The organism is Neolewinella xylanilytica (genome assembly GCF_002934605.1).
GTDB classification, from domain to species: domain Bacteria; phylum Bacteroidota; class Bacteroidia; order Chitinophagales; family Saprospiraceae; genus Neolewinella; species Neolewinella xylanilytica.
On the sequence record NZ_PTJC01000006.1, the window covers coordinates 967,772 to 991,225 of the forward strand.

The window sequence follows — 23,454 nt, forward strand, 5'->3', positions numbered from 1 at the left end:
GACCGGGTGGACTACTCCTCACCCCACCACCTGGTTCCGGGCAATACAAAGCAAGCTACGCCATGCACCTTAACTTCAGTAACCCCGGCGGGGAAGACTCGAATCGTGATCCTTACGGCGGCGACCAAAGTCGGAGCGTGCGGGACGGAGACCCGGGTGGGCTATTGGATCGATCCGCCGCCTTCGTGTATTCGATTGACTACCGAACCCGCCGCTTTAAGTACTTAAGTCACGGAATTCAACGCATGCTCGGGTTTGGCCACGATTCCTGGAAGCGGCGGGGAGCGGAGGCCATCGCGGCGGCGATACACCCCGAGGACCAGGCCCTGTATCGAGCGATTTGGCAGCACATCGGCGACGTATTGCGTGAATCTCCCGCGAAACAGCGCACCAACGTTCATTTCACCTATTGCCTTCGACTACTCACGGCGGACGGCGTACCCGTTCACCTCGGTTTCCAAAAAACGATCATTGCGGTCGACGCAGCGGGAAATCCGGTTGCCGACGTAGTGGTGGTCACGGACATAACGCCATTTCTTCGACCGCAGTCGGGTTTCCTGCACATCGGGGCCGTGGGAATGGGGAGCCACCAATCCTACAACGTGGACTTACCAGCTACCGGGGAAACCATCCCTTTTTCGGCCCGTGAACGGGAAGTCCTGCAACTCGTAGCTCAGGGGATGAGTAGCCGGGAGATTGCCGGGGCGCTGTTTATCAGCAGGGATACCGTGTCTACGCACCGAAAGAACATGATGAAAAAGGCGGGCGTCAATCGGGCGATCGAATTGATCCGCTACGCCCGCGCGCACGGTTTGTTGGAAGAGCGGGGCCTACCGTCGGCCGTTGTGGTAAAGAAACCGGAAAAGGAAATAGCAGATCGCGAGGAAGGTAGCGACGGGGATCAGGAATAGCAGGCCTTCGCCGAAGTTGAAGTCACTCATACCAGTTGATTTGTTGGGTAGGCCGGTAAGCACCAGTAAGAAGCGGATGCACGGCTAATTGTTGCGTAGGGGAAAACCGCTGGGCAACTGCCTTGCCTGCCTTGGTCGAATCGGGTAGCTTTCGCTATCCGGGTAAAAGGCCGCGGAGCGTCGGCCATTCAACATCCCGGGGGCAGCTGGATTAGTAACTTTGGTCCCGTTCACTAGCTAGTTTAGCATGTTGCGAGCCTTCGTAATTATTTGGTTGGCGTGGCTGCTTGGCGGGGCGCTGCCCGGTCAGTCGGCGGGTAGTGAGCCGTTACCGATCGAAGTGATTCAACAACTGCCGGACACCACCTTGCGGCTGGCCTTCCACTTCGAGGCCCTGCCCGACGGTCGGAACTTCGTCACCGACCCCAACGATAGTCTGCTAATCGCCCACGGCAACAACGAGAAATTACGGGCCGACATCCTTATCTATTACGTACTGCAGGAACTGAACCACCGCTTCCGCACCGGCATGGTGGACTACGCGCCGAGCCGGGATACGAAGATTCGGTTCGCTTTGGTCGAAACCCTGGATTCCGGGATCCGGGGGGCGTCCTTTTACGCTCACGGCGAGCGACCGGTGCACGTTCCCGGGGCATTTAACGTGATATTCCGGTACCACCCCGGCCCCCGGGCACCGAACGGTTCGACGGGTGGGGTAGGGAGCACCACGATTTACATCTACAACGCTCTACAAACTTACCTGGCGGGGAGCCAGGACACCTGGTCGCTGGCCCGCAACATCGGCCACGAGATCGGGCACGCCCTGTCCCTCGATCACACCTTTAAATGCGACAACCCCTGCGCCGGGCAGGGCTTCGACCCGTTGGAAGAATGCTACGGCGACTGCGTACCCCACAACCACGGCAGCGACAAGATCAATTGCTTTGGGGGTAGTTCGCGGGAGCTGATGATGGGCTACGGGTCGCAGGTGTACTTGACGGTTTGTGAGGTGGAGCGGATGTGGGGGTGGTTGTTGCGGTAGGCAATGGAGTAATAGGCGGTCTCCGACCGCGCTGTTCGAAGCAGTCTTTGACTGCGATGGGGGCGGTAGGCAAGTTTTTTAAGGTTGGTTACATTAAACTGCTGGGAAACAACTTGGGTAGTATTCTCCAAAAATTTAGACTAGCGAATGAGACACTATTGAAATTATCGTACGAAAAATGAAGGATCGTAAATTCAGTTTGGAGTTCAGATTTAAGGTTGCCGCGGAGGCCATTTAGGAACAATACTATTTAGCGGAGCTGACTGATCAACCCCAGTTGGCTCCGCACCAGATCAATAGCTGGAATCTGATCCTCGCTTAGCTAGCTATTCTTTACGACGACCAATTGCGTCTGGACCTGTGAGCGCGGCTGTCAACGTATTTTCTGCCCAACTCCCCTTGGTGTTCTGCGGGGGCTTGACCGAAAAATTCTTCCGCTAGAAAATGCCGTGACACACTTTATGTAATACTCTCTCGCCGAGGTAGCGGGATGGTTGTTAAACTTTAGCTCCAACCTCAAAATAAAAACTACCGTAACAGCTGTCTCAATCTAATTTGTAGAATCGGATAACTGCTATTGACAGTATGGTTAAAATAATAAAGAAACCAATATTGTCAAAATTATGGGTGCCCTTATAGATTTCAACACTGTTGAGTAGGAGATAAAGTACAACAAAGAAGACTACAGTCGCGAAATACTTATTCAAATACATGGCTCAACAATTATTTGTTGCTCCGAAGATACTTCTATCTTCGGAGCATACAAACTACCGTGCCTGATGACGTGGTGAGGCACCATTGTATCCGTCGTAAAATCCTTCTCGGATATCCGGTAAATTGTCTAGTGCATCATAAAGGACACCAAGTAAGCCTGCTCGCTTGAGGAAGGACGATATGCCCCAGCCTCCTCGAATACAGGAAATTTGAGAATGATTGATGGGTTTCATAAAATTGCTATTTTGAAGTTGTAATTATTTGAGTTGTCAATATGGACGGGCAGGACTCCATTCGTATCTGCCAGGCTGAGACATTCGATCGATATCGCTTTGAATTCCTCTTGCTGTCCAACCTGCAGCATATGCAATCCAATACCAAATACTCTCCCCTCCATTTAATACGGCCAATTCCTCGTGGGGAATGATTTCAACATTTTTTAAATTTTTCATAACTATAGATTTATTGTGTGAACAAAATTATTGAGGTTAATTGATGAATCTATTGATTGAAAATCTCTCTATTGTTGGTATGATAATTTCACCAACCGGTCTTTTACATTGAATATCGTATGGTGTAGGAAACACACAACCAAGCTCAAAGCCAAACCCGCCGCTAACGGATCGAAGTTCTTGAATAGACATACTATATAAATTGGTGATTAAATTAAGTGGCAGTATTGTTATTCTCGCTCTGCCCCTGCATGCGCTCGAGGTATTCCTCCAGGGAAAGGTCCTCGTTCCAGTCGAGGGGCAGGTGGGGGATGGAGAATTCATCGGTTTCGTAATCCTCCGGGAAAAAGTCGTAGTCGTTCATGGGATTGGATTTTGGCCCCGACGGTGACAGGAGGAAATCATCCTTTTCGCGGGTGGGGCGCTGTGATAGGTAGGTAGTACAAGTAGTAGGGTGATTCCGCGCACCGGATGACCGAAAGGGTGAATCTTCGGTGCGACAGTAAATTCTGGCGTAGTGGATTATTAGTGGGAATGCTCCGGAAGCCATCCGGCGTTCCGGCGCTTTCGTCATTCAATAATGCAAGTATCGGGCGGGTCACTCTCACTGGGTGATAGTGGGGTTAAATCTTCCACTGCGGTAAATTATTTCCCGTTCTGCATTTTCAAGGGTAGTCATTGATCGCGATGCCGGCGTTCCGGCTCCGTCGTCGTTTCATAGTACAAGTATCGGGTCGGCCACTCTCAACGGGTGATAGTGGCGTTAAATCTTCGGCGGGCCGGTGATTTTTTTGTCGCTCCGATTTTCAGGGGCAGTCGACTTTTAGGGATACCGGCGTTCCGGCTCTTCTGTCATTCGATAGTACAAGTATCGGGTCAGCCACTCTCAGGGGGTGATAGTGGCGTTAATTCTTCGGTGGGTCAGTGAATTTTTCCGTTGCGGGTTCCCGAGGACGACGGCTCGTAAGGAACCCGGCATTCCGGTTCTTTCGTCGTTCGATCAGGCAAGTTTTAGGTTGGTCAGGCGCAGCGGGTAAGCCGGGTGTGGGATCCTGGACACACTTTTACTTCGGGGTTGGGTTAGTCCTCCAAAACGGGGAAGCTGCCGCGGGATGATCGGACCAATGCGGGTAGCGCAGCTTCTCCTTTCCCCCTTCCGCGGGCGGTACGTGGGGAGGGCAATGAACCGGGTTGCACGAAGGCCACGAGTGCAACGGTGTCCACACGGCACCCGCGCCCCGGCGCCCAAGCCCCTAGCCGCCTACGTGATTATTCGTCACAGGGAGGGGTAAAAAAGTGACACATATCGGAAGCTTTATATCTTCCCGGAACCGCCGGATTTTACGAGCGGCCAAAACACGTTGATCATGGCTAGACTTTACTCCCGCTTCTTACCGCTCTTGGTGTGCCTGCTGGCTATTTCCTACCTCGGCGCGCAGGACACCGAGCAGGATACCATCCTCGTCGATTTCGGTACCCAACTTTCAACGGGGAACTGGAATAATTTGACCAACTTCACCGACGGTGCGGTTCCGGTACTCCTGAACGCCGCGGGGGAACGGACGCGCTACGGCATCGAGGTGTCGGATACTTTTCGCGGGGTAAATACAGGCGGCACCACCGAGCCGGATGACTCCCTGGCACTGCCCGCTACCGCGACTGGCGACAGCTTCTTCGGCAACGGACAACCCTGGGGAGGAGCCACCGAGCCCAGCGGAGCGGTGACCCTCACCAATTTGCGGCAGGGAAAGAACTACAACCTGGCCCTGTACGCTTCCCGGGCCGGCACCGAAACGCGGCAAACGCGGCTCATCGTGATCGGAGCTACCCGCGACACCCTTCTATTGGAGGCCGGCGGCACCGGCGGTATGCGGGTGCGGACCTCCATGACCCCCGCGGCCGATAGCACCATCGTGATCGAAGCCGCCGCCGGCCCCGACAACGATACCCCGGAAGCTTTCTTCTATCTCGGGGCTCTGGTGATGAACTACGACGCGGAAGCACCGCCGCCGGTTGTCGAGGTGGCAGCGGATACCTTTCTGGTCGATTTCGGTACCGTCCCGTCGCCGGCGCCCTGGAATAACGTCACCGATTTCGACTCCGGCGCCGTAGTCACCCTGGCGAATCAGGTCGGTACGCTAGCCAACGTCCGGCTGGTGGTCGTCGATTCCTTCCGGGGGGTGAATACACTGGGTACGTCCACGCCGGACGCGGAACTCGGATTCCCCGCCTCCGCCACCGAAGATTCGTTCTTCGGGAATACCGGCCCGTTCAACGGCGCCATACAAGCCACCGGCGGAATCGAACTGACCGGCCTCGATCCGCGCACGGGCTATACGCTCCGCATTTTCGGCTCCCGGAATACGGAGGAGAACCGGGAAGCGATGTACGTGGTGGAAGGGATCACGACGGATACCCTTTACCTCAACTCGGCCAACAACACCGGCGAACTGGCGGTGACTACCGTATTCCCGACCCGGGATTCATCGATCGTGCTAACGGCCAGTCCGGGCCCCAACAACGTCAACAACCTCGGCTTCTACTACCTCAACGCCATGGAGGTGTTCGCCGAAGCAACGGCGGTAGCCCCCCTGGACACGGTGTTGGTCGACTTCGGCGGATCCAACACCACGCCACCGCCCTACAACAACGTTACCGATCCCAACGCCGGAAAGGTGAGCGACCTGACCAATAGCGCCGGCTTTTATACCGGCTACACCATCGCCGTGGTCGATTCTTTCAATAACACCAACGCGGACGGTACGCAGCGCCCCGCCGAGGAATTGGGACTGGCCGCTACGGCCACCGGCGACAGCTTTTTCGGGAATACCGGAGATTTTGGCGGACAGTCGCAACCGACCGGTGCCGTGGAACTGACCGGTCTGAACCCGGCGGTCACCTACACCGTCGAACTGTTTGCTTCGCGGACCACCAGCGAACGGCGGGAAACGCAGTATGTCGTCGAAGGGGCCGGGAGCGATACCGTTTACCTGACGGTCAGCTCGAACGAGAACCGCTCCGTCTTCGTGGAAATGCAGCCGGACGCCGAAGGCACCCTCCGGATAACGGCCAGTAGCGGACCGAATAACGAGAACAGCGACCTGTTCTACTATCTCGGCGTACTGCGGCTCATCTATCCGGATATGGATCCCGTGGGCGACGTCTCGCTGGAACTCACCGATCCAACCGGCGGAGAATTTTGGCAGGCGGGAAAAACGGCGGATATCACCTGGAACGCCCGCAACCTCGGCCAGCTGGGGTTGGAATACTCCACGGACGCCGGGTCCACGTGGACGGTGATCGATACCGTGCCCGCCTTCAACGAATCGTATACCTGGACCCTCCCGGAAGTAGATACCGAGGAAGCCCTGGTACGCATCACCTCGGATACGCTGCTGGCTACCAGCGATTCGACCTTTACCATCAGTACGGAGACGACCAGCTGTACGATCGTGGTACTGGGGTCTTCCACGGCGGAGGGAACGGGCGCCTCTACGCAGGATAGCAGCTGGGTAGGTCGCTACCAGGAATACCTGGCCGATGATACCCGCTACGACGTGGTCAACCTGGGGCGGAGCGGGTACAACACTTTCCGGATTTTGCCGACCGGCACCGACATCCCGGCGGGAGTGAACGAAACCATCGACCCGGCCCGCAACGTCACCCAGGCGCTCACCTACGATCCCTTTGCCATCATCATCAACATGCCGTCCAACGACGCCGCAGGTGGCTACGGGGTAGCGCAGCAGCTCGACAACTTCGAGACCGTCGTGGAGGCCGCCCGGGAAGCCGGGGTTTTAGTCTACGTAGCCACGACCCAGCCCCGCAATTTCACCAATCCAGCCCAGATTCAGATTCAGCGGGAGGTGCGCGACAGCATCCTGGCGATCTACGGCGAAATGGCCATCGACTTCTGGACCGGCCTGGCCAGCGCGGATGGATTCATTGTCGATTCGCTGGATAGCGGCGATGGCATCCACGTCAATGACGACGGGCACGCTATTCTCTACCAGCGGGTACTCAATTTACAACTGGACACCGTCGACTGTAGCGCTCCCAGCGCCGTCGGCAACCTCCCCCGGCGGGTTTCCGGACTGGTGAAAGCCTACCCGAACCCCGCCGAAAACGGCTTCCTGATGCTCGACTTCGGGGAGGGCCTGCGGGGAACGGCCGACGTACAAATCATCGACGTACTCGGACGGGTGCGGCTGCGCGATCGGGTGGAGATCACCGGCGGGGCCGATCACCGCATCGATATCAGCCAGCTTGGCCGTAGCAGTAGTAGCTACTTTTTCGTGGTCGTGACGCTGGAAAGTGCCGACGGATACGTGCGCGACATCCTGCCGGTCGTTATCCGGTAGCGTTCGCCGAAAGTAAAAGGGGCTACTAGACAGACCGGGACGTGTGCTGCACAGGCGCACGTCCCGGTTTTTTACTGACGGATCCAGGTGTACAGCGATGCAAGCAGCCAGTACAGCAGGCGGTATATTCCATAGAGGATGGCGATCCCGGAGAGGTAAACCAGCCAGAAAGCGATATCGCCTACGTAAGGGAGCCACCAGAGTTCACCGCACTGGTTGGCCTGCAGCAGGGGTAGGGTAGGGAAGTACATATCAGGAAACGGCTGCGGTGGAGGAAACGGCGGGTGGGACGAGTTTACGCACCTTGGCCGGTCCGTCGAAGGAGGTTGCTTCGCCAGGTTGCTCCGACTGAACGCGTACGAAATCGATGCGCAATTCCACGCTCTCGTAGTACGCATAGCTCTGGCGCTGCTGGCAGAAGTGGATCGGCGCGCCCAACGCTTTCATCTGCGATAGCAGTCGGTACAGGCCGGGTTGGGATATACCGAGCCGCCCCGCGAATTCTTCCGGGGTGCCGGTGCGGTGGAACTTGATGAAGGTATGCATGCGCCGGAGGCGCTCTACTTGTTTTAGTACGGACATGGCTCAGGGAGTTTAGGGAGTGGGATGTAGGATTTATTAAGCCGCCAATCGCCGGACGACCCGGCTGGGAAACTGCTTGTTCCAGAGCTCGCGGTACGCACCGGCCCCCGCCAACAGTTCATCGTGGGTACCTTCCTGGATAAGCTTACCTTCCTCCAGTACGGCGATCTTGTCGGCGTCCATGATGGTGCTCAGCCGGTGGGCGATGATAATGATGGTTTTACCGGCGGCGCGTAAGCGGTGGATGGTGCGCTGCACGAATTCCTCGCTGGCGCTGTCCAGCGCCGAGGTAGCCTCGTCCAGGATAAGGATGTCGGGGTCCCGGTAAAGCGCCCGGGCAATCGCCAGTCGCTGGCGCTGACCGCCGCTCAGGGTAGCGCCGTGCTCGCCGACGTAGGTCGCGAATCCTTCCGGCAGGGTTTCGATGAAGGGAAGGAGACCGAGTTCCTTGCAAATGGACAGGATGCGCTGCATATCCGGCGCGTAGTCTCCGACGGCGATGTTCTCGATCAGGTTGCCGGCGAAGAGGCTCAGTTCCTGGGGGACTACCCCGATGCGGGCCCGCAGGCTCTGATTGGTGACGTAGGCCAGGTCGGCGTCGCCGATCACGACCTTTCCGGCGGTGGGCGGGTAGAGCTTCTGCAGCAGGGCGGCGAGGGTAGATTTTCCCGAGCCGCTTCCCCCTACCAGCCCGGTTATCTGGCCGGCAGGGATGGTCAGGTCAAACCCTTCGAATACGTTCTTTCGGGAACCGTAGCTGAATGCCAGCCCACGGAAGCGTATATCTCCGATCATTTCTCGCTTGAGCTCCATCCCTTGGATGGCCTCTTCCTCGCTTTCCAGGTCGATGATTTCGAAAAGTCTATCCGCCGCGATGAGGGCGTTCTGTATGGTCTTGTTCATGCCGATCAGCCCCCTGGCCGGCCCGGTGAAGTAGCCGATCAGGGCGTAAAAGCCCAGCAGCTCCCCGGGGGAGATGGCGCCTTCGATCACGTAGTAGCTGCCCACCCACAGCAGGATGATCGTGAAGAGCCGGCTTACCAGTTCCGAGGCATTGCCACTGAAGATGCCCGTCATGCCGGAACGGTAGGTGGTCTGCAGTAACTTCACGAAGCGGGTTTCGGTCTTCCGGTTGGCGTGGTCCTCCAGGCCTAGTTGCTTGATCGTCCGCACGGCGTTGACGCTCTCTACCAGCTGGCTCTCCAGGTCGGCCGCCCGTTCCATGAGCTCCCGTTCCCGACTGCGATTCATGCGGTTGGTGACCCAGTAGATCGCCACGTAACAGGGGATGACGATCAGCAACACCAGCGCCAGTTTCCAGTAGTAGGTGAACATCAGTCCGAAGCTGAACACCACGATGAAGACATTGACCAGCAGGTTGATCGCCACGTCGTTGATGAAGGCGCGGATCTTGACGGCATCCCCGATGCGGCTGATGATCTCCCCCGTCCGCATGGTGTCGAAGAAGCGCTGCGGCAAGCGAAGCAGGTGTTTGTAGTAGCCCAGGATCAGCCGGGCGTCGATGAGTTGACCGGACTTCATGACCATCACCGATTTCGCCGTGCCGATGAAGATGCTCATGCCCAGCAGCGCCACCATCGCTATGCTCAACAGATTGAGTAAGCGGGTATTCTGGTTGATCAATACGAAGTCGGTGATCTTCTGCAGGTAGATCGAGGTGCTGAGTCCGAGTACGGTATAGACCACCGCCCCCACCAGCGCCTGCAGTAAGGTAGACCGGTGCGGCTGCAGTAGCGCCCGGAAGCGCGCGAAGGTCGATACCCGCCGGTCACCGGCCTTGAAGTCATCGCCCGGGGCAATCAGCAGCAGCACCCCCGTCCACTCCTCCCGCCACGTTTTCCAGCTTTTCTTCTGCATGCGCCCGTTGGCCGGGTCCATGACCTGGACGTACTTGTCCGTCACCCGGTACACGACCACGAAGTGGTGCAGCCGCTTATTGACGATGACGTGAGCGACGGCGGGAAAGGGTGCCTCGTTTTTAAAGGCATCTTCCTCCGCCCGCACCCCCTGGCAGGTAAATCCGAGTTTCTCGGCCGCCTGGATCATCCCCAGCAGATTCGTACCCTTCTGGTCCGTGCTGGCCATTTGCCGGATGCGGGCGATCGGAAGCGCCAGCTGGTAATGCGCCGCGATGGAGGCCAGGCAGGCCGCGCCACAGTCCGTGATGTCGTGTTGCTTGATCGTCTTTTTCATGGCTTAGTGGTATACGGGATTGAACCAGTCGTCGAGTTTGTCGTGGAGGAGTTGGAAGAGGCTGCGTCGGGTAAGGGTGAAGTGGGCGGTCAGCGTCATGCCCTTTCGCAAACCGCCAACGTAGCCATTCTGCAACCGCAGCTCGGTATCGTGCAGCGTGCACAGCACCCGGAAGGCGGCCTGGCCCTCCACCTCGGTGACGTCCCGGCTGATCTCCGTGAGGGTGGCGCGGGCCAGTCCCCACTGGTTGTAGTTAAAGGCGTCGAGCTGCAGGCGTACCGGCAGCCCTTCCCGGAGCAGCCCGATATCCGAGGGACTCACGAAGGCCTCCACCCGCAGGTCGCCGTCGGGGCTGATCTGCCCCAGGGACTGGCCGGCCGAGGTGTACGCTCCCGCCTGTAGTCCGTCCGTCTGCGTCAGGTGGCCGTCCACGGGGGCGGTTACGACGTGCTGTTTGGAGCGTTCGGCCGTCTGTCGGAGACTGCGGTCCAGCTCCGCGGTTTCCCGGCGAATACGTTGCAGATCCTGCGTCCACTGGTGCCGCTGCCGCTCGGTAAGTTGCCGCAGCTGCCCCTCCAGCAGCTCCACTTCGAAGGCGGCCTGCTCGTGGTCCATACGGGCTACGGAGCCGGTTTCCAACAGTTCCGTCTGCCGTCCGAGGTGGCGACGGGCGTGGTCGAGCTTGAGTTCGAGCTCGTCGCGGCGGCGCAGGTATTCGCGGTGATCGCGCTGGTAGACCGCCGTGCGCAGTTCGGCTAGGGCCGTACCGTTGCTGGCGGTTAGGGTACCCAGATCCGCCAGGGCCAGCCTGCGCTCCCGACGTTGGGCAACGAGGTGATCGGTTTCGCCGTCCAGCTCGGCGGTGGAGACGATCAGTAGCGTATCGCCGGCACAGACCGCCCGGTCATCCTGTAGCCGGGCCAGGGTTCCCCGGCCGCCCACCGGACTGGATACCGGGATCAGTTTCATGGCCGGACGCAGGATACCCCGGCTCTGGCTGTTCACTTCCACCTCGACGAGCGGCAGTACGCATACCGCCAGCAGCAGGCCGGCAACGATGGTTAGGTAAATGGCCCGTCCCGTGCGGGAGTGGCGGGCGTAGAGGCCCTCGACCCCCTCCACGAGCGGAAAGGGGAAGAGCCGGGGCGCTTCGGTTGGCATATCAAAGGTGTTAGGTGTCGTTCCGGACCGCTAAGGGGGGGGGGCGCCGGAGCGCAGGTGCAAAGAATTTCAATAAAACCGTCAGGCCACCTTGGTAGCGGCCGGTAAGCAGCGAACCACCGGGATGGCCAGGCGGCAGGAAACGAGCAGCGTGTCTTCGCCTCCGAGCACCGGGTAACGGCCCGGCACGATGATATTGTCGCGCTCGGTCAACGCCAGTCGGCGCGCCACGTCGGACGGCAACCGGAAGGGGTCCTGCAGCTGCAGATAGCCACTCGCGAAATGATGGTCGAAACTGCGTTCCGAAACCGTCGATCGGACGAAGTGGAGCAGCAGCCGGCCGGTCGGTTCGTCCACGCTTAGGTACGCCTGGCACCAATCCCGGCAGTGGGCGTGGGCGGCCGGAATGCCGTCGAGCAGGATAGCGCAAATGCCGACTCCCCGGCAGTCGGAGAACCGCGGCGAACCCAGGCGTACGTCCGCCTGGAGTCCGGCGCGGCATGCTCGAAAATAAATGAAATAATGGGTGTTCAGGTGTTTATACATACTGTTGGTGTTGCCGGGAGGAAATGCGCTCCCTTTCGTATACACCAAATATCTATTCACCTTTCTGGATCTCCCGGGACGATTTGCCCGCTTCCGTTCCTGCCTGCGACGGCCGTTTAGACAGGTGAATACAGCATGGATTGCTGACAATCAGCTAGTTGTCGTTCTGGAGGCCCGCTGCCTTTCGGGTTAGCGCCGCAAAATCATCGAGGCTCACCTGTTCCGGGCGGCGCTCGAACAGTGCGTCGTCGGCCATCGCCTCGGCCGGGAAAATGGATTTGAGGCTGTTGCGGAGCATTTTCCGCCGCTTGCCGAAGGCGGATTTGACCACGTGCTTGAAGAGTCCGTAGTGTTCGTCGGCGATCAGGGGCTCTTCCCGGCGCACCAAGCGGATCACGGCACTTTCCACCCGGGGGGGCGGGGCGAAGTTCCCCCGGCTCACGTTGAGCAGCAGGGAGGGCTCGTAGCGCGACTGCACCAGCACGCCGATCACGCCATAGGTCTTGGTACCGTGCCCGACGATCACCCGGTCGGCCACTTCTTTCTGGAACATGCCGACCATCTCCGGGATCAGCGTATAATTGTCGAGCAGCTTGATGAGGATCTGGCTGGAGATATTGTAGGGGAAGTTGCCGATCAGCCCGAAGGCTTGTCCGGCGAACACCTCCTGCAGCCGCAACTTTAGGAAATCTCCTTCTAGGATGTCATCGGCCAGCTGCGGGTAGTGGGTGTTCAGGTACGCTACCATGTCGCGGTCCGCTTCGGCTACCTTGAGGTGGAAGGCGCTCTCCCGTTCCAGTAAGTACTTGGTGAGCATGCCCTGGCCGGGGCCGACTTCCAGGGCATGATCGTACGTATCGGTGAGGGTGAGCGCTTCGGCGATCTGCCGGGCGTAGTGCTCGTTGGTAAGGAAATGTTGACCGTAGGACTTCTTGGCGCGCATCTTGCGAAGGTACAATGGAGGAAGTTCGTGGGCTTTATCCCCTCCCGCGCCCCGACGCAACGAACCTCTGCCGCGTCCCGCTCTATTTAGCAGTATGAAGGATACGTATTTCATTCCCTGCGACGCCCACGAGGGCTGCGTGTGGGTCGCCAGCCAGCACCGCCTCTATTTTTCCACCACCAAAAAGCTGGAGGAAACCCGCGTCGACCTGATGTACCTGGATTTCAGCGCCTTCGACCTGGCGCGCGACGGCGATTGGTCGGCCCGCCTCGATAGGCAATCCGTGCAGGGGTTGGAAGCCCAAACCTGGATCCGCGACGCGAACATGGCCAACAGCCTTTGCCTGACCAACGACGGGCTGGCCCTCCTCGTTGCCGAACAGGGTAGTCAGGAGCGGGCGGCCTGCATCTCCCGCATCGAGTTCGCGGACCGGCAGCGCACCGTGGTCTTCGACCAGTACGGCGGCATGCCGCTCAACAGTCCGAATAAGGTGATCCAGAGCCGGGTGGGCCACGTGATCGTCAGCGACCCCGACTATGGCTTTCGGCAGGGCTTCCGGCCGCCGCCTTCCCTCGAGCCCCAGCTTTACGTATTACCTAAGAACGGCGATCCGGTAGCCTACCGGGGGGAGCTGGAAATGCCCCACGGCCTGGCGCTCAGTCCCGACGAACGTACTCTTTTCGTAACGGATACCAGCGACGACGGTGCCCACGACGCCGTCGACCTCGATCGCCGCCACCGGGTGTACGCCCTCGATTTCGACCCCGCTAAGGGGACCATTCTGGGCAACCACCGCTATGCCTTCTCCACCGACGAGGGGGTGCCGGACGGTAGCCAAACCACCGAGGATTCGCTACTGGTCGGCGGCGGAGACGGCGTCTACGTTGCCGATCTAGACGGACAGTTGCGTGGCAAGATCAAACTGGACCGCACGGCGGTAAACCTGGCGGTCGTCTACGATCACCTGTTCGTTACGGCCGACGAAGGGGTTTACCTCATTTTGAATTGGAAGCAGCGGGTTGGCTGAGTCGCTCCATCGCCAGCCACGCCAGTAAGGAACTGCCCGTCTGGAGACAGGCTTCGTCCACGTCGAAGGTATCCGTATGCACGGGGGAGGGGCTGCCGACCCCCAAGCGGTAAAAACAGGCGGGCACGTGGTGGGTGTAAAAGGCGAAGTCTTCCCCCGTCATGCGGATGGGTAGATCAACCACTTTTTCGGCCCCGAGTAACTCCCGGGCCGCCGACTGCGCCCAGTGGGTGAGGGGTTCGTCGTTTTTCAGGAAGGGGTAGCCGTGGCGTATTTCCAGTTCCGCGCTTCCCCCCAGGGCGGCGGCAATGCCTTCGACGGTGCGCCGTAGTCGTTGGTGCAGTTCCTTCCGCCAGCTTTCATCGAGGGTCCGGAGAGTTCCCTCTAAGCGGACGGCGTTCGGGATGACGTTTGTTGCCCCGCCCTCGCTTTCGATCTTGCCGAAAGTGAGCACCACCGGCAGGGTAGGGTCGCTCTCGCGGCTGATCAGCTGCTGTAGGGCGGTGATCGCCTGGGCGGTAATGACGATGGGGTCGACCGACTGATGCGGCATGGCACCGTGCCCGCCGCGGCCGCGCACCGTCAGGAAGAGTTCGTCGGTACTGGCCATATAGATCCCCGGTCGGAAGCCGACGGTGCCGGCCGGCAGGGGAGGATGCACGTGCTGACCGAAGATGGCGGCCGGAACGGGATCCTGGAGAGCGCCGTCGCGGATCATCAGCGTAGCGCCGCCGGGCAATTTCTCTTCGCCGGGCTGAAAGAGCAGCCGGACCGTTCCCTTCAGTTCGTCACGCACGCCGGCAAGGATGCGTGCCGCACCCAGCAGGGATGCCGTGTGGACGTCGTGGCCGCAGGCGTGCATGATTCCGGCTTTGGTAGACCGGTAGGCCACGTCGTTGGCCTCCTGAATGGGGAGGGCGTCCATGTCGGCGCGCAGGGCCAGGGTGGGGCCGGAGCCGCCCCCGATTTCCGCCACGAGGCCGGTACCCGCCACGCTGCGGTAGGGGATGCCCATCTCTCCGAGCCGCCCGGCTACGTAGGCCACCGTTTCGTGCTCCTCAAAGCTGAGCTCGGGGTGAGCGTGCAGGTGACGGCGATCCGTCAGGGTGGCGGGGGCATGTTCTTCGGCCAGGTCGCGAACACGGGAGCGGAGTTCTTTGGACACGGTTAGCGGGGGATTAATTCGGGCGGTAAACCTACGCAATGCATACGTGGCGGATCGGCGTTGATCCGGGCGAGCCTGTCTCAGATCGCTGTAATCGCTTATTTTGTATGGAATACACCGTAGCGTAATGCCTAAACCCAGCCTGTTTTTCTTCCTTTTCGCCCTGCTATCGACGAGCCTGGCTGCCCAGTCTTCGCAAGCCGACAGTTTGCATGCTGCCAATGTGGCGTTTCTCGATACGTCCGCTGTCTGGAGTATCGGGGGTACGATAGATGAGTACCGCAGTGGAGTGACCCGCATTCGCATAGCACCGGACAGTAACGAGATCAATGGCGTCTGGTACCAAAATATACAGGTCAACGTCCTGGAGGATAGTGTTGGCTACGTCGGCAGCGCCTACTTTCTACGGGAAGCCGACGGCCGGGTTTTCATCGTGGATACTACTCCCGAAGCCGGCATGCCCAGCGGGCAGGAACAAGTATTCTACGATTTTTCTGTAACCGCGGGGGATACGATCCCCCACCCTGAATTGTACGCCGATTTTGGTAGATACTCCAATAGTGGATACGTAGAAAGCATTGATTCCGTCCGGCTAGCGGATGGGACATGGCGGAAACGCTACCAACTTCTTTGTAAACAGCCGGGGTCGGCACCTAGAAGCAGAATCGATACCTGGATCGAGGGTATCGGGAGTGTCTATGGATTTATGAAACCGGCCTGGAGTTGCGTTGTAGATGCGGGCCCCGCGGTCCTGATATGTTATGCCCGAGGCGGAGAGGTCTTGTTCCGAAGCCTAGATGACTGCAATGAGTTTACTGTATCCGTGGCCTCTGGTGAAGCTCCTTCCCCCATCAGGCTATACCCCAATCCAACCACCGGGGTCATTGAATTCCCCGCTTTGTCAGCCGGGAGGGTGGCGGTATCGGTTTTCGACGGTCAGGGCCGCCTGGTTGTGCAGGAAACCATACGGGAGAATCGATTGGACCTGAGCGGCCTGCGACCGGGACTCTACCACCTTTATCTACTTACGGATGCCGGGGAGCGCTCAACCGGTAGGGTTATCCTCATCCGATGATTCGGCGGTTTCCCTACGCCGAAATTCATTGACCACTTCGTGCGCCCGTCGCGTCGGCTCCGGTAGTTTGTAGCCCCGCAGGCAGTGGCGGGCGATCGCCAGGGCGCTTTCCGGATCCAGCAGGTGGCCCGGTGAGATGTAAACCGGGTTGCTCCGTAGCCGGGAGCGCAGCGCGTAGCCCAGCAATTCTTCTTTATCCATGATGGGGCTCACGGATCCCGCTTCCTTACCTACCGGCGCAATCCGACCGGTCAGTACCTTTTTCGCGCAGCCCAGGGTAGGGGAGTCGGTCACCAGCCCGAAGTGGGTGGCAATGCCCATGCGGCGGGGGTGGGCGATACCGTGGCCGTCGACCATCGTGACGTCCGGTTTGGTTGCCAGCTTGGCCCAGGCCTTCAGCAGGGTAGGGATTTCGCGAAAGGAGAGCAGGCCGGGAATGTAGGGAAAGGTGACGGTTTCGGTGTGGAAGGCCGTTTCCACGACTTCCAAGGTGGCATAGTCCAGCACCACAATTCCGGCATAGAATACATCGGAGTACAGATTGAAGGAGATGTCCGCTCCCCCGATGAACCGAATCGGTTTATCGAGTGGCTGCAACCGGATACGGGTGCGCAACTCGCGCTGCAGCTCGACGGCGTCTTTCGGATCAAGTTGCCAGGAGTGTTCGAGCGACTCGGCCATGGGCACTTATCGAAGGCTGATGCGGTTGATGGGACTGCCGGGCACCAGCCGGTCCACGACTTCCTGTCCTTCGATCACCTCGCCGAAGATGGTGTATTTCCCGTCCAGGTGAGGGGTGGGGCGATGGGTGATGAAAAATTGAACCCCTTCGGTGTCCTTTCCCGCGCTGGCCATGCCGACCAAGCCGGGCCGGTCCCAGTGCACCATAGGCGTTTCGGTCCGAACGGTAAAGTCTTCGGCGCCCATCCCATCGCCGCGGGGCCCGCCGCCCTGGGCTACGAAATTGGGGACGACCCGGTGGAAGCGCTTATCGTCGTAGTAGCCGCCTTCGACCAGTTCGAGAAAACTGGAGACGGTAGCGGGTGCCTCCTTCGGCCAAAGGCGGATGCGAATGTCGCCTTCGGAAGTAGCCACGTTGACCACCAATTCCGCATCGCCCGAAATGCGGGCCCATTCTATTTGTCGGACCGATCCGCTTCCTACTTCGGGGACAGCGCCCTCGGTTTGCCGGAGCGCATTCCGGGCGGCCACGACTTCCCGGTAAGCTTCGATCTGTCGGGGCAGAGTGAAACTTTCGGTAGCGGTATCGAGCCAATCGCTATCGGTGTATACCGGTCGGTAGGTATCCGCCGCGGAAGCGATGGCCAGGGCGGCGTGGTAGGCCGGACCGTCGTCGGCGCTTGCGATCATTTCCCGGAAATAATTGGCCAGTTCGGAGCGTACCCGCCGGGCACTTCCCCGGAAGAATGCGTCGAAATCGTCCCGCTCGCTAATGGTCCGCAAGGCTTCCGCGGTCGCCGTACGCTCGACGGGCGATTCCGCTTCGCGGTAGTAAGTATACAGCACGCGGTACATCCAGGGAAACTCACCCAGGGCCCGTATGATTTCCGCTCTTGCGTAGGAGTCTACGGCCTGACCATAAGCCGTGCGGAGGGCATTGTTCATCCGGTCGCGGTAATCGGTAAGGAAAGGGGCCAGGTGGCGGTTAGCCGCGCGGTACATCAGCGTACTAACTTCGTCGGTCAGCTGATCCTCCGCTAGCTGCAGGTAGAAAGGCGCGTCGGCGGTTTCACCCTGGCTAATAAAATACTCCGCGGCGGTGCGGGCTACCAGGGGGTGTCGGTCCCGCAGGGCTTCGAGCACCGATTCCCTTACCGCCGCGTATTCAAACCCCTCCAATGCCCGGAGTACTTCTACCCGCTGGCGCCAATCTTCCGCGGTCTCGTAGTGCCGCAGCAGCCCCGCCCGGGCGGTGGCGTTGCCGGTACGGCCCAGACTTCGGATGATGCCCATATTGACCTCCGGGTCCGTTTCCCGCCGGAGCAACTCCAGGAGCCGACCCTCGGTGGCGGTATCCAACGGGACATCGATGCGGTACAGGTAGTGGGCGGCCGGGCGCCGGAGCGCGGGTGCGGCGAGGGGATCCGTTAGCACGTCCACCACGGTGGCATCGGCGGCCGGTCCGTGGTGCCCGCGCAGGGCGGCGTAATAGATGCCCCACAGTCTGCCCGCCATCAGGGCGGTGTCGGCAACCGTATAGGTGGTGATCTCGGCCAGTTGCCGCGCGGTGGCGGCGTCCGCCGATTTCCCGACGGCGGCGAGCACGGTGGCATTAAACGCCGGATAGCGGCCGGTGCGGTCGAAGGCGCGGGCCAGTGAGCCTGCGGCCCGGGCCGCCCCCGATTGTCCCAGTGCGTAGGCCGCCTCGATCCGCACGGCCATATCGTCGTTGAGGTGGGCGGCAAGGCTGTCGAGGGTGGCCGGTTGGAGGCTTGGAAAACTACCCAGGGCGCGGGCGGCGAGGTAGCGGTGGCTGGCTTCGGGTGCCGACAGGTAGTGGCGCAGGCTATCTTCCGCCCGCTCGTTCTGCAGCTCGTAGATTTGTTGCAGCCGGGGATCGGCGAGGTCGATGACCACGGGTTGCTCGACCACCTTCTCGGAGGGGGGGATGCAGGCGAACAGGCCGTAGGTGAGAACTATTGCGGCTACAAAACGGTAAAGCATGCGGGCTAAGGAATAGATTTCAGAGAAGCTGTAAGATAATACCTTTGCCGCCCCCAAACCCGCAACGATGATTCAACGCATTCAATCCATTTTTCTGGCGCTCGCCGCTATCTGTTCCTTCGGGCTCTTCGGAACCGACGTCGCCGAGACGGCCGCCCCGGTGGTATCCAGCGAGGTCTTCGCCGACGCCCAGTTCGACGTATACGACAGCCCGATCCTCATTGGCGGGGTAATCGGCGCGGGTATCGTACTATTTCTGGCTATTTTCCTCTTTCGCAACCGTAAATTGCAGATGAATTTGTGCTACGTGGGCATTTTTCTCACGATGGCCTACGCCATTTACGGAGCGCTGCTGTGGATTCAGGACACCGCCGCCGAGGAAGCCGGCGTGGAACCAGGTGTGACTTTACCCATTTTGGCCGTCTTATTTTCCGTCCTGGCCTCCCGTTATATCCGCAAAGACGAAAAGCTGGTCCGTAGTGCCGATCGATTGCGGTAAACACCGGGTGAAGCAGGGCACATTTTCTCACCCGGAGCCCACCGTGGTTCCATCACACCCTGCTTGATGTTAAAAGAGTTTAAGGCCTTCATTATGAAGGGCAACGTGCTCGAACTGGCTACCGCCGTTATTATCGCCGGAGCTTTCGGCGCCATCGTAACCTCCTTCACCAATGACGTGCTCATGCCCCCGATCGGCTTAGCCCTCGGAGGAGCTGATTTTTCCGAGCTCGCCATCGAGTTATCGGAACCTGTGATCGACGCTCAGGGAAATGTATTGGAAGAAGGTGCCGCAATCCGCTATGGCCGTTTTATCCAGACCGTCATCGACTTTCTGATTATCGCCTTCATCATCTTCATTCTCCTACGCAGCTACAACCGGTTGACCGCCGTGCCCGTACCCAAAGCACCCGCACCCGATCCAGGCCCTTCGGAGAAGGACATCCTCATCCAGATTCGCGATCAGCTGGCCAAGCGTCCGTTGTAAGTGGGTAGTGTGGAGGGGGTAGTCGTACGTACTACGAACTACCCCCTTCCATACTACCCCCTAACTCTGCAGCTTAATCTCATCGTCCTTGCTGTCGTAGAACTTGAAGGTGGTGATGGGGAAGTCGTTGTCGGATTGAATGTCCAGCCAGCGGTAATGTTTCATGTACCACTTCATCTGGGCGCTCGGTAGTCCCCGCTTGAGGTAAGCGGAAATGTAGGGGTGAACCTTTAGCTTCAGTTTGGCCTTGGGCCGCGCTTCCATGATGAAATTCAGGTCGCGCTCGATCTCGTCCGTCAGGAGGATGGTGGCATTGACTTTACCCGTACCGTTACAGGTGGGGCATTTCTCCGCGGTGGTGATCTTGACCTCGGGGCGGACGCGCTGACGGGTTATCTGCATCAGCCCGAACTTGCTCAATGGCAGGATGGTGTGCTGGGCGCGATCGTTCTTCATCGCGTTCCGCATCGTTTGCGCGAGCTTTTTGCGGTGCTCGGCGTCGCGCATATCGATGAAGTCGATCACGATGATGCCACCGATGTCGCGTAGCCGGAGCTGCCGGGCGATTTCTTCGGCCGCTTCCAGGTTGATCTTGAGTACCGCCTCCGTTTGGTTCTGGCTGGGCATTTTATTGCCGCTATTCACGTCGATGGTGTGCATGGCCTCGGTGTGCTCGATCACGATGTAGGCCCCACTGGCCATGGTCGCGGTCTTGCCGAAGCTGCTTTTAATCTGCTTGGTTACACCGTGGGTGTCGAAAATCGGCTTGCTAGACTTATGGAACTGAACCAGATTAGGCCGGTCCTTAGCGATATCCTTGACGTAGTCCTTGATCGTTTCGTACAGACTTTTGTCGTCCACTACGATCTTGGTGAAGTCGGGGGTCAGTAAGTCCCGCAGCAGCCCGGTGGTTTTGTCTACCTCACTGAGCAGTTTTGCCGGCGGGGTGGCGTCCTTTGCACCGTCGACGATGGTTTGCCACTTTTCGAGCAGGTTATCCATCTCCTCCAGCAGCTCACCGACGCCCTTTCCTTCTGCGGCGGTACGTACAATGACGCCGAAGTTCTCGGGCCGGATACTTTCCACGAGGAGCTGCAAGCGCTTGCGCTCCTCGCTGGTGCTGATCTTCTTGGATACCGCGACCGCTTCGCTAAAGGGCGTAATCACCAGGTAGCGCCCGGGAATGGTGATTTCACAACTCAGGCGGGGTCCCTTGGTGCTGATGGGTTCCTTCAGCACCTGGGTGAGCACCACCTGCTTTTTCGTGAAGACCTCGTCGATCTTTCCGGTCTTGACGATCTCCGGCTCGTGGGATACGTTCTCGAGCTTATGGGTCTTCAACTTTCCCTTGACGGCCTGTTCGGCGTATTTCTGGAGGGTCTTCACTTTCGGGCCGAGATCCGTATAGTGTAGGAAGGCGTCTTTTTTATGGCCTATGTCAACAAAGGCGGCATTAAGGGGAGCCGTGACGCGCTTGACACGCCCTAGGAACACATCCCCTACGGTGAATTGGTCGGTGGATCGCTGTCGATGAATTTCCACCAGTTTTCCGTCTTCCAGCAGGGCAACTTCAACTTCCTTGCCCGTGCTCGAGACGATCATTTCTTTTTCCACTGTTCAACAGGGTTACGTAGATACACGAATTCCCCCCGCCGGGTATTGTTGGCGGAGGGATGCGGGTGCATCCGGTCAATTAAGACATACCACTATTCAGGAATAGAAAGGTTTTGCATGGCCTGCATCCCGGAAGGGAGTAGAAAAGGTGCTCTGCTCGGTCGATCGCGCCACTACGTGTGGCGGAAATGTCTTGGCGGCAACATCGGGCTTAAGGCCATCAATGCGACAACTAAAATGGGTTAACCCTCAGGCAGGCGGGTGATTGAACGGCCAAAAGAGACAGGCCGTTAGTTTAGCATAAGGGGGAACAGACAGAAATTGCAAATGCGGCTTTCTATACCGGGCGCGGCCGGCAGCACCATCAGTGGAATGCTACCGGCCGCAGGGTATGATGCTAGACTAAAGACTAGCGATTTTTCTTCTTGTGGCGGTTCTTGCGCAGGCGCTTTTTCCGCTTGTGGGTTGCAATTTTATGACGTTTCCGTTTTTTTCCACACGGCATAGTAATTCGTTTTTATGTTAGTAAAATTGAGTACAGCACTCACCAATTAATACAAATTGGGAAGGGTATAAGTTGTCCATCCGAAGGCTTCGGGCGGGCATTAGTGTGCAAAGGTAAGGTAAAAAGGAATACCAGCTTCAAAAAGACCGTCGTCAACCGCTGACGGAACCGGTACCCGCGTCGCTGGCCCGCTCCAGCAGCTCGCCGCACTTTCGGGCGTAAATCGCCGACGCCTCGGCTTGTCCTAGATTCTCGTACACTTTCGCCAGGGGGCAAACCACGTCGGGGTTGCCGGGCTGGAGCTCGTCCGCCTTCCGCAGCCGCTCGGCGGCGCGGTCGAGCTGATTGGTGCGGATGGCCAACTGTGCCAGGGTGATGTACACCTGCGGATTGTCAGGATACCGTTCCTCCAGTTCGCGTAGCATCAGGATACCTTTCATAGGATTGTCCTGCGGTGGATTATCGGTGTACGTCACCGCCAGATTGATGCGGTGCTCGGGGTTGTCGGGGTTGAGACTGATAGCCGCCTGGTAAGCCGCTTCCGCCTCGGCACTGCAGAATTGCCGGGCCTTATCGTCGATGCCTTCCTGTTTCAAGCAAAGGCTGAACGTGGTGGCGGTGATGGCCCAGGCGTCTTCCGTATTTTTGATTTCGGCGATGCGTGCCGCGTAGGCACCGGAAATGGCCGGCTGCCCCGCCCGGTACCACTCTCCGGCGAGCTGCTGTAACAGGTCGACGCGTAGGCTATCGTCGTCCTGCCCCTCCAGCCGGCTTTCCAGGGTACTGATCGTGGCCGCCGCCGCCGGGGAAAGATCGGCGTGGGCTTCGCGAATCAGCGACTCGATGCCGGTAGCCTGCACGGGCCCCCGCTGGAACCCGTCTTCCATCTCGGGCGGACGTACCGGACACCCCCAATAGGTGACGAGCAGGAGTACGAAGGCGATACCGGCGGCAATCCACTGTGTTTTTCGCATCTAGTCGTAGTCGCTTTCATCATCGGGCAGGTCGGAAACCTTATCCTTGACCTGTTCGACGAATATTTTGGCCGGTTTAAAGGCCGGAATAAAGTGCTCCGGGATTTCGATGGCCCGGTTTTCCTGAATGTGGCGGCCGATCTTTTTGGCGCGCTTCTTAACCACAAAGGAGCCAAAACCCCGGATGTAGACGTTTTCCCCCTCGGCCAAGCTACCCTTCACTTCCTTGAAGAAACTTTCCAGCGAGACCAGCACATCGACTTTCGCGATGCCGGTCTTGTCGGCAATATTTGCCACTAAATCAGCTTTTCTCATTCTGTAGTTTTTGTTCCCGTTACCCGGGTTATCAAAAGCGGTGCAAATATCTGCTTTTTCCGCCGGTTCTGCCCAATGCCAGGAACTATTTCTTTTAAAATCAGTCACTTATAGAGGTGTCGGTCGTTCTGCGGTCCTTCGTATTCCCGGATTTACGGCCTTCGCACCCGCGCCCCGGCGCCC

Annotated in this window: 21 protein-coding genes; 7 read left to right on the forward strand and 14 right to left on the reverse strand. The window is 58.8% G+C overall.

Features of this window, described 5'->3' with window-relative positions; translation table 11 throughout:
- The first annotated feature begins 62 nt into the window (after positions 1 to 62).
- Entirely contained in the window at positions 63 to 911 is an 849-nt protein-coding gene (locus CLV84_RS22110) for a helix-turn-helix transcriptional regulator (protein ID WP_245911510.1), read from the forward strand.
- A 247-nt stretch (positions 912 to 1,158) separates the two neighbouring features.
- Positions 1,159 to 1,953 carry a M43 family zinc metalloprotease gene (locus CLV84_RS13360; RefSeq protein ID WP_104420288.1) on the forward strand — a complete coding sequence of 265 codons (795 nt, stop codon included), beginning with the start codon at positions 1,159 to 1,161 and terminating at the stop codon, positions 1,951 to 1,953.
- Between the two features lie 983 nt (positions 1,954 to 2,936).
- Here CLV84_RS13360 and CLV84_RS21510 read toward each other — a convergent pair.
- Entirely contained in the window at positions 2,937 to 3,119 is a 183-nt protein-coding gene (locus CLV84_RS21510) for a hypothetical protein (RefSeq protein ID WP_146088805.1), read from the reverse strand.
- Between the two features lie 214 nt (positions 3,120 to 3,333).
- Positions 3,334 to 3,483, reverse strand: a complete 150-nt coding sequence (locus CLV84_RS21860) for a hypothetical protein (protein WP_170067700.1) — start codon at positions 3,481 to 3,483, stop codon at positions 3,334 to 3,336.
- Positions 3,484 to 4,486: 1,003 nt separating this feature from the next.
- Here CLV84_RS21860 and CLV84_RS13365 point away from each other — a divergent pair.
- Complete coding sequence (locus CLV84_RS13365) at positions 4,487 to 7,480, forward strand: GDSL-type esterase/lipase family protein (RefSeq protein WP_104420289.1); 2,994 nt, start codon at positions 4,487 to 4,489, stop codon at positions 7,478 to 7,480.
- Between the two features lie 71 nt (positions 7,481 to 7,551).
- Here CLV84_RS13365 and CLV84_RS13370 read toward each other — a convergent pair whose 3' ends face one another.
- The 6 genes from CLV84_RS13370 to rsmA all read right to left on the reverse strand — a co-directional run bounded on the left by CLV84_RS13370 (position 7,552) and on the right by rsmA (position 12,926).
- Positions 7,552 to 7,731 (reverse strand): hypothetical protein, encoded by a 180-nt coding sequence (locus CLV84_RS13370; protein ID WP_104420290.1) that lies wholly within the window; start codon positions 7,729 to 7,731, stop codon positions 7,552 to 7,554.
- A 1-nt stretch (position 7,732) separates the two neighbouring features.
- Positions 7,733 to 8,062 (reverse strand): hypothetical protein, encoded by a 330-nt coding sequence (locus CLV84_RS13375; RefSeq protein ID WP_104420291.1) that lies wholly within the window; start codon positions 8,060 to 8,062, stop codon positions 7,733 to 7,735.
- A gap of 36 nt (positions 8,063 to 8,098) precedes the next feature.
- Complete coding sequence (locus CLV84_RS13380) at positions 8,099 to 10,276, reverse strand: peptidase domain-containing ABC transporter (protein WP_104420292.1); 2,178 nt, start codon at positions 10,274 to 10,276, stop codon at positions 8,099 to 8,101.
- A 3-nt stretch (positions 10,277 to 10,279) separates the two neighbouring features.
- Positions 10,280 to 11,437 carry an HlyD family secretion protein gene (locus CLV84_RS13385; RefSeq protein ID WP_104420293.1) on the reverse strand — a complete coding sequence of 386 codons (1,158 nt, stop codon included), beginning with the start codon at positions 11,435 to 11,437 and terminating at the stop codon, positions 10,280 to 10,282.
- A gap of 81 nt (positions 11,438 to 11,518) precedes the next feature.
- Complete coding sequence (locus CLV84_RS13390; protein ID WP_104420294.1) at positions 11,519 to 11,983, reverse strand: hypothetical protein; 465 nt, start codon at positions 11,981 to 11,983, stop codon at positions 11,519 to 11,521.
- Between the two features lie 154 nt (positions 11,984 to 12,137).
- Positions 12,138 to 12,926: a 16S rRNA (adenine(1518)-N(6)/adenine(1519)-N(6))-dimethyltransferase RsmA gene (rsmA, locus tag CLV84_RS13395; RefSeq protein ID WP_104420295.1), complete on the reverse strand. Its 789-nt coding sequence runs from the start codon at positions 12,924 to 12,926 to the stop codon at positions 12,138 to 12,140.
- 94 nt (positions 12,927 to 13,020) lie between these two features.
- On the opposite strand from rsmA, the gene CLV84_RS13400 reads away from it, so the two are divergent.
- The gene (locus tag CLV84_RS13400; RefSeq protein ID WP_104420296.1) at positions 13,021 to 13,953 is read left to right on the forward strand and encodes an SMP-30/gluconolactonase/LRE family protein; all 933 of its coding nucleotides are present in this window, start codon (positions 13,021 to 13,023) and stop codon (positions 13,951 to 13,953) included.
- Here CLV84_RS13400 and CLV84_RS13405 read toward each other — a convergent pair.
- Positions 13,922 to 15,118 carry a M20 metallopeptidase family protein gene (locus tag CLV84_RS13405; RefSeq protein WP_245911512.1) on the reverse strand — a complete coding sequence of 399 codons (1,197 nt, stop codon included), beginning with the start codon at positions 15,116 to 15,118 and terminating at the stop codon, positions 13,922 to 13,924. The genes CLV84_RS13400 and CLV84_RS13405 overlap by 32 nt on opposite strands.
- Before the next feature lie 127 nt (positions 15,119 to 15,245).
- Here CLV84_RS13405 and CLV84_RS13410 point away from each other — a divergent pair, with 127 nt between their 5' ends.
- Positions 15,246 to 16,193, forward strand: a complete 948-nt coding sequence (locus CLV84_RS13410) for a T9SS type A sorting domain-containing protein (protein WP_104420298.1) — start codon at positions 15,246 to 15,248, stop codon at positions 16,191 to 16,193.
- On the opposite strand, the gene nfi is transcribed toward CLV84_RS13410, so the two are convergent.
- Both nfi and CLV84_RS13420 read right to left on the reverse strand, forming a co-directional pair.
- Entirely contained in the window at positions 16,164 to 16,874 is a 711-nt protein-coding gene (gene nfi / locus CLV84_RS13415; protein WP_104420299.1) for a deoxyribonuclease V, read from the reverse strand. The two genes, CLV84_RS13410 and nfi, sit on opposite strands and share 30 nt — an antisense overlap.
- Positions 16,875 to 16,880: 6 nt before the next feature.
- Positions 16,881 to 18,878, reverse strand: coding sequence for a peptidylprolyl isomerase (locus CLV84_RS13420; RefSeq protein WP_104420300.1), 1,998 nt, complete (start codon positions 18,876 to 18,878; stop codon positions 16,881 to 16,883).
- Positions 18,879 to 18,945: 67 nt separating this feature from the next.
- Between CLV84_RS13420 and CLV84_RS13425 the strand changes: the two genes are divergently transcribed.
- Together CLV84_RS13425 and mscL are read left to right on the forward strand one after the other, a co-directional pair.
- Positions 18,946 to 19,377, forward strand: a complete 432-nt coding sequence (locus CLV84_RS13425; RefSeq protein WP_104420301.1) for a DUF4293 domain-containing protein — start codon at positions 18,946 to 18,948, stop codon at positions 19,375 to 19,377.
- A gap of 66 nt (positions 19,378 to 19,443) precedes the next feature.
- Entirely contained in the window at positions 19,444 to 19,863 is a 420-nt protein-coding gene (gene mscL, locus CLV84_RS13430; RefSeq protein ID WP_104420302.1) for a large conductance mechanosensitive channel protein MscL, read from the forward strand.
- Positions 19,864 to 19,923: 60 nt separating this feature from the next.
- Here the strand turns inward: mscL and CLV84_RS13435 are convergent, their stop codons facing one another.
- The 3 genes from CLV84_RS13435 to CLV84_RS13445 form a co-directional block, all read right to left on the reverse strand.
- Positions 19,924 to 21,477: an Rne/Rng family ribonuclease gene (locus CLV84_RS13435; protein ID WP_104420303.1), complete on the reverse strand. Its 1,554-nt coding sequence runs from the start codon at positions 21,475 to 21,477 to the stop codon at positions 19,924 to 19,926.
- A gap of 657 nt (positions 21,478 to 22,134) precedes the next feature.
- Positions 22,135 to 22,956, reverse strand: coding sequence for a tetratricopeptide repeat protein (locus CLV84_RS13440; protein ID WP_104420304.1), 822 nt, complete (start codon positions 22,954 to 22,956; stop codon positions 22,135 to 22,137).
- Complete coding sequence (locus tag CLV84_RS13445) at positions 22,957 to 23,271, reverse strand: HU family DNA-binding protein (protein ID WP_104420305.1); 315 nt, start codon at positions 23,269 to 23,271, stop codon at positions 22,957 to 22,959.
- Positions 23,272 to 23,454 lie beyond the last annotated feature (183 nt).

Coding starts and splice junctions, on each gene's coding strand:
- CLV84_RS13365 (WP_104420289.1), top strand. CDS start 4,487: ATGGCTAGACTTTACTCCCGCTTCTTACCGCTCTTGGTGTGCCTGCTG.
- CLV84_RS13390 (WP_104420294.1), bottom strand. CDS start 11,983: ATGTATAAACACCTGAACACCCATTATTTCATTTATTTTCGAGCATGC.
- CLV84_RS13370 (WP_104420290.1), bottom strand. CDS start 7,731: ATGTACTTCCCTACCCTACCCCTGCTGCAGGCCAACCAGTGCGGTGAA.
- CLV84_RS13445 (WP_104420305.1), bottom strand. CDS start 23,271: ATGAGAAAAGCTGATTTAGTGGCAAATATTGCCGACAAGACCGGCATC.
- CLV84_RS21860 (WP_170067700.1), bottom strand. CDS start 3,483: ATGAACGACTACGACTTTTTCCCGGAGGATTACGAAACCGATGAATTC.
- CLV84_RS13420 (WP_104420300.1), bottom strand. CDS start 18,878: ATGCTTTACCGTTTTGTAGCCGCAATAGTTCTCACCTACGGCCTGTTC.
- CLV84_RS13380 (WP_104420292.1), bottom strand. CDS start 10,276: ATGAAAAAGACGATCAAGCAACACGACATCACGGACTGTGGCGCGGCC.
- rsmA (WP_104420295.1), bottom strand. CDS start 12,926: ATGCGCGCCAAGAAGTCCTACGGTCAACATTTCCTTACCAACGAGCAC.
- CLV84_RS13410 (WP_104420298.1), top strand. CDS start 15,246: ATGCCTAAACCCAGCCTGTTTTTCTTCCTTTTCGCCCTGCTATCGACG.
- CLV84_RS13360 (WP_104420288.1), top strand. CDS start 1,159: ATGTTGCGAGCCTTCGTAATTATTTGGTTGGCGTGGCTGCTTGGCGGG.
- CLV84_RS13440 (WP_104420304.1), bottom strand. CDS start 22,956: ATGCGAAAAACACAGTGGATTGCCGCCGGTATCGCCTTCGTACTCCTG.
- CLV84_RS13375 (WP_104420291.1), bottom strand. CDS start 8,062: ATGTCCGTACTAAAACAAGTAGAGCGCCTCCGGCGCATGCATACCTTC.
- mscL (WP_104420302.1), top strand. CDS start 19,444: ATGTTAAAAGAGTTTAAGGCCTTCATTATGAAGGGCAACGTGCTCGAA.
- nfi (WP_104420299.1), bottom strand. CDS start 16,874: ATGGCCGAGTCGCTCGAACACTCCTGGCAACTTGATCCGAAAGACGCC.
- CLV84_RS22110 (WP_245911510.1), top strand. CDS start 63: ATGCACCTTAACTTCAGTAACCCCGGCGGGGAAGACTCGAATCGTGAT.
- CLV84_RS13425 (WP_104420301.1), top strand. CDS start 18,946: ATGATTCAACGCATTCAATCCATTTTTCTGGCGCTCGCCGCTATCTGT.
- CLV84_RS13400 (WP_104420296.1), top strand. CDS start 13,021: ATGAAGGATACGTATTTCATTCCCTGCGACGCCCACGAGGGCTGCGTG.
- CLV84_RS21510 (WP_146088805.1), bottom strand. CDS start 3,119: ATGAAAAATTTAAAAAATGTTGAAATCATTCCCCACGAGGAATTGGCC.
- CLV84_RS13385 (WP_104420293.1), bottom strand. CDS start 11,437: ATGCCAACCGAAGCGCCCCGGCTCTTCCCCTTTCCGCTCGTGGAGGGG.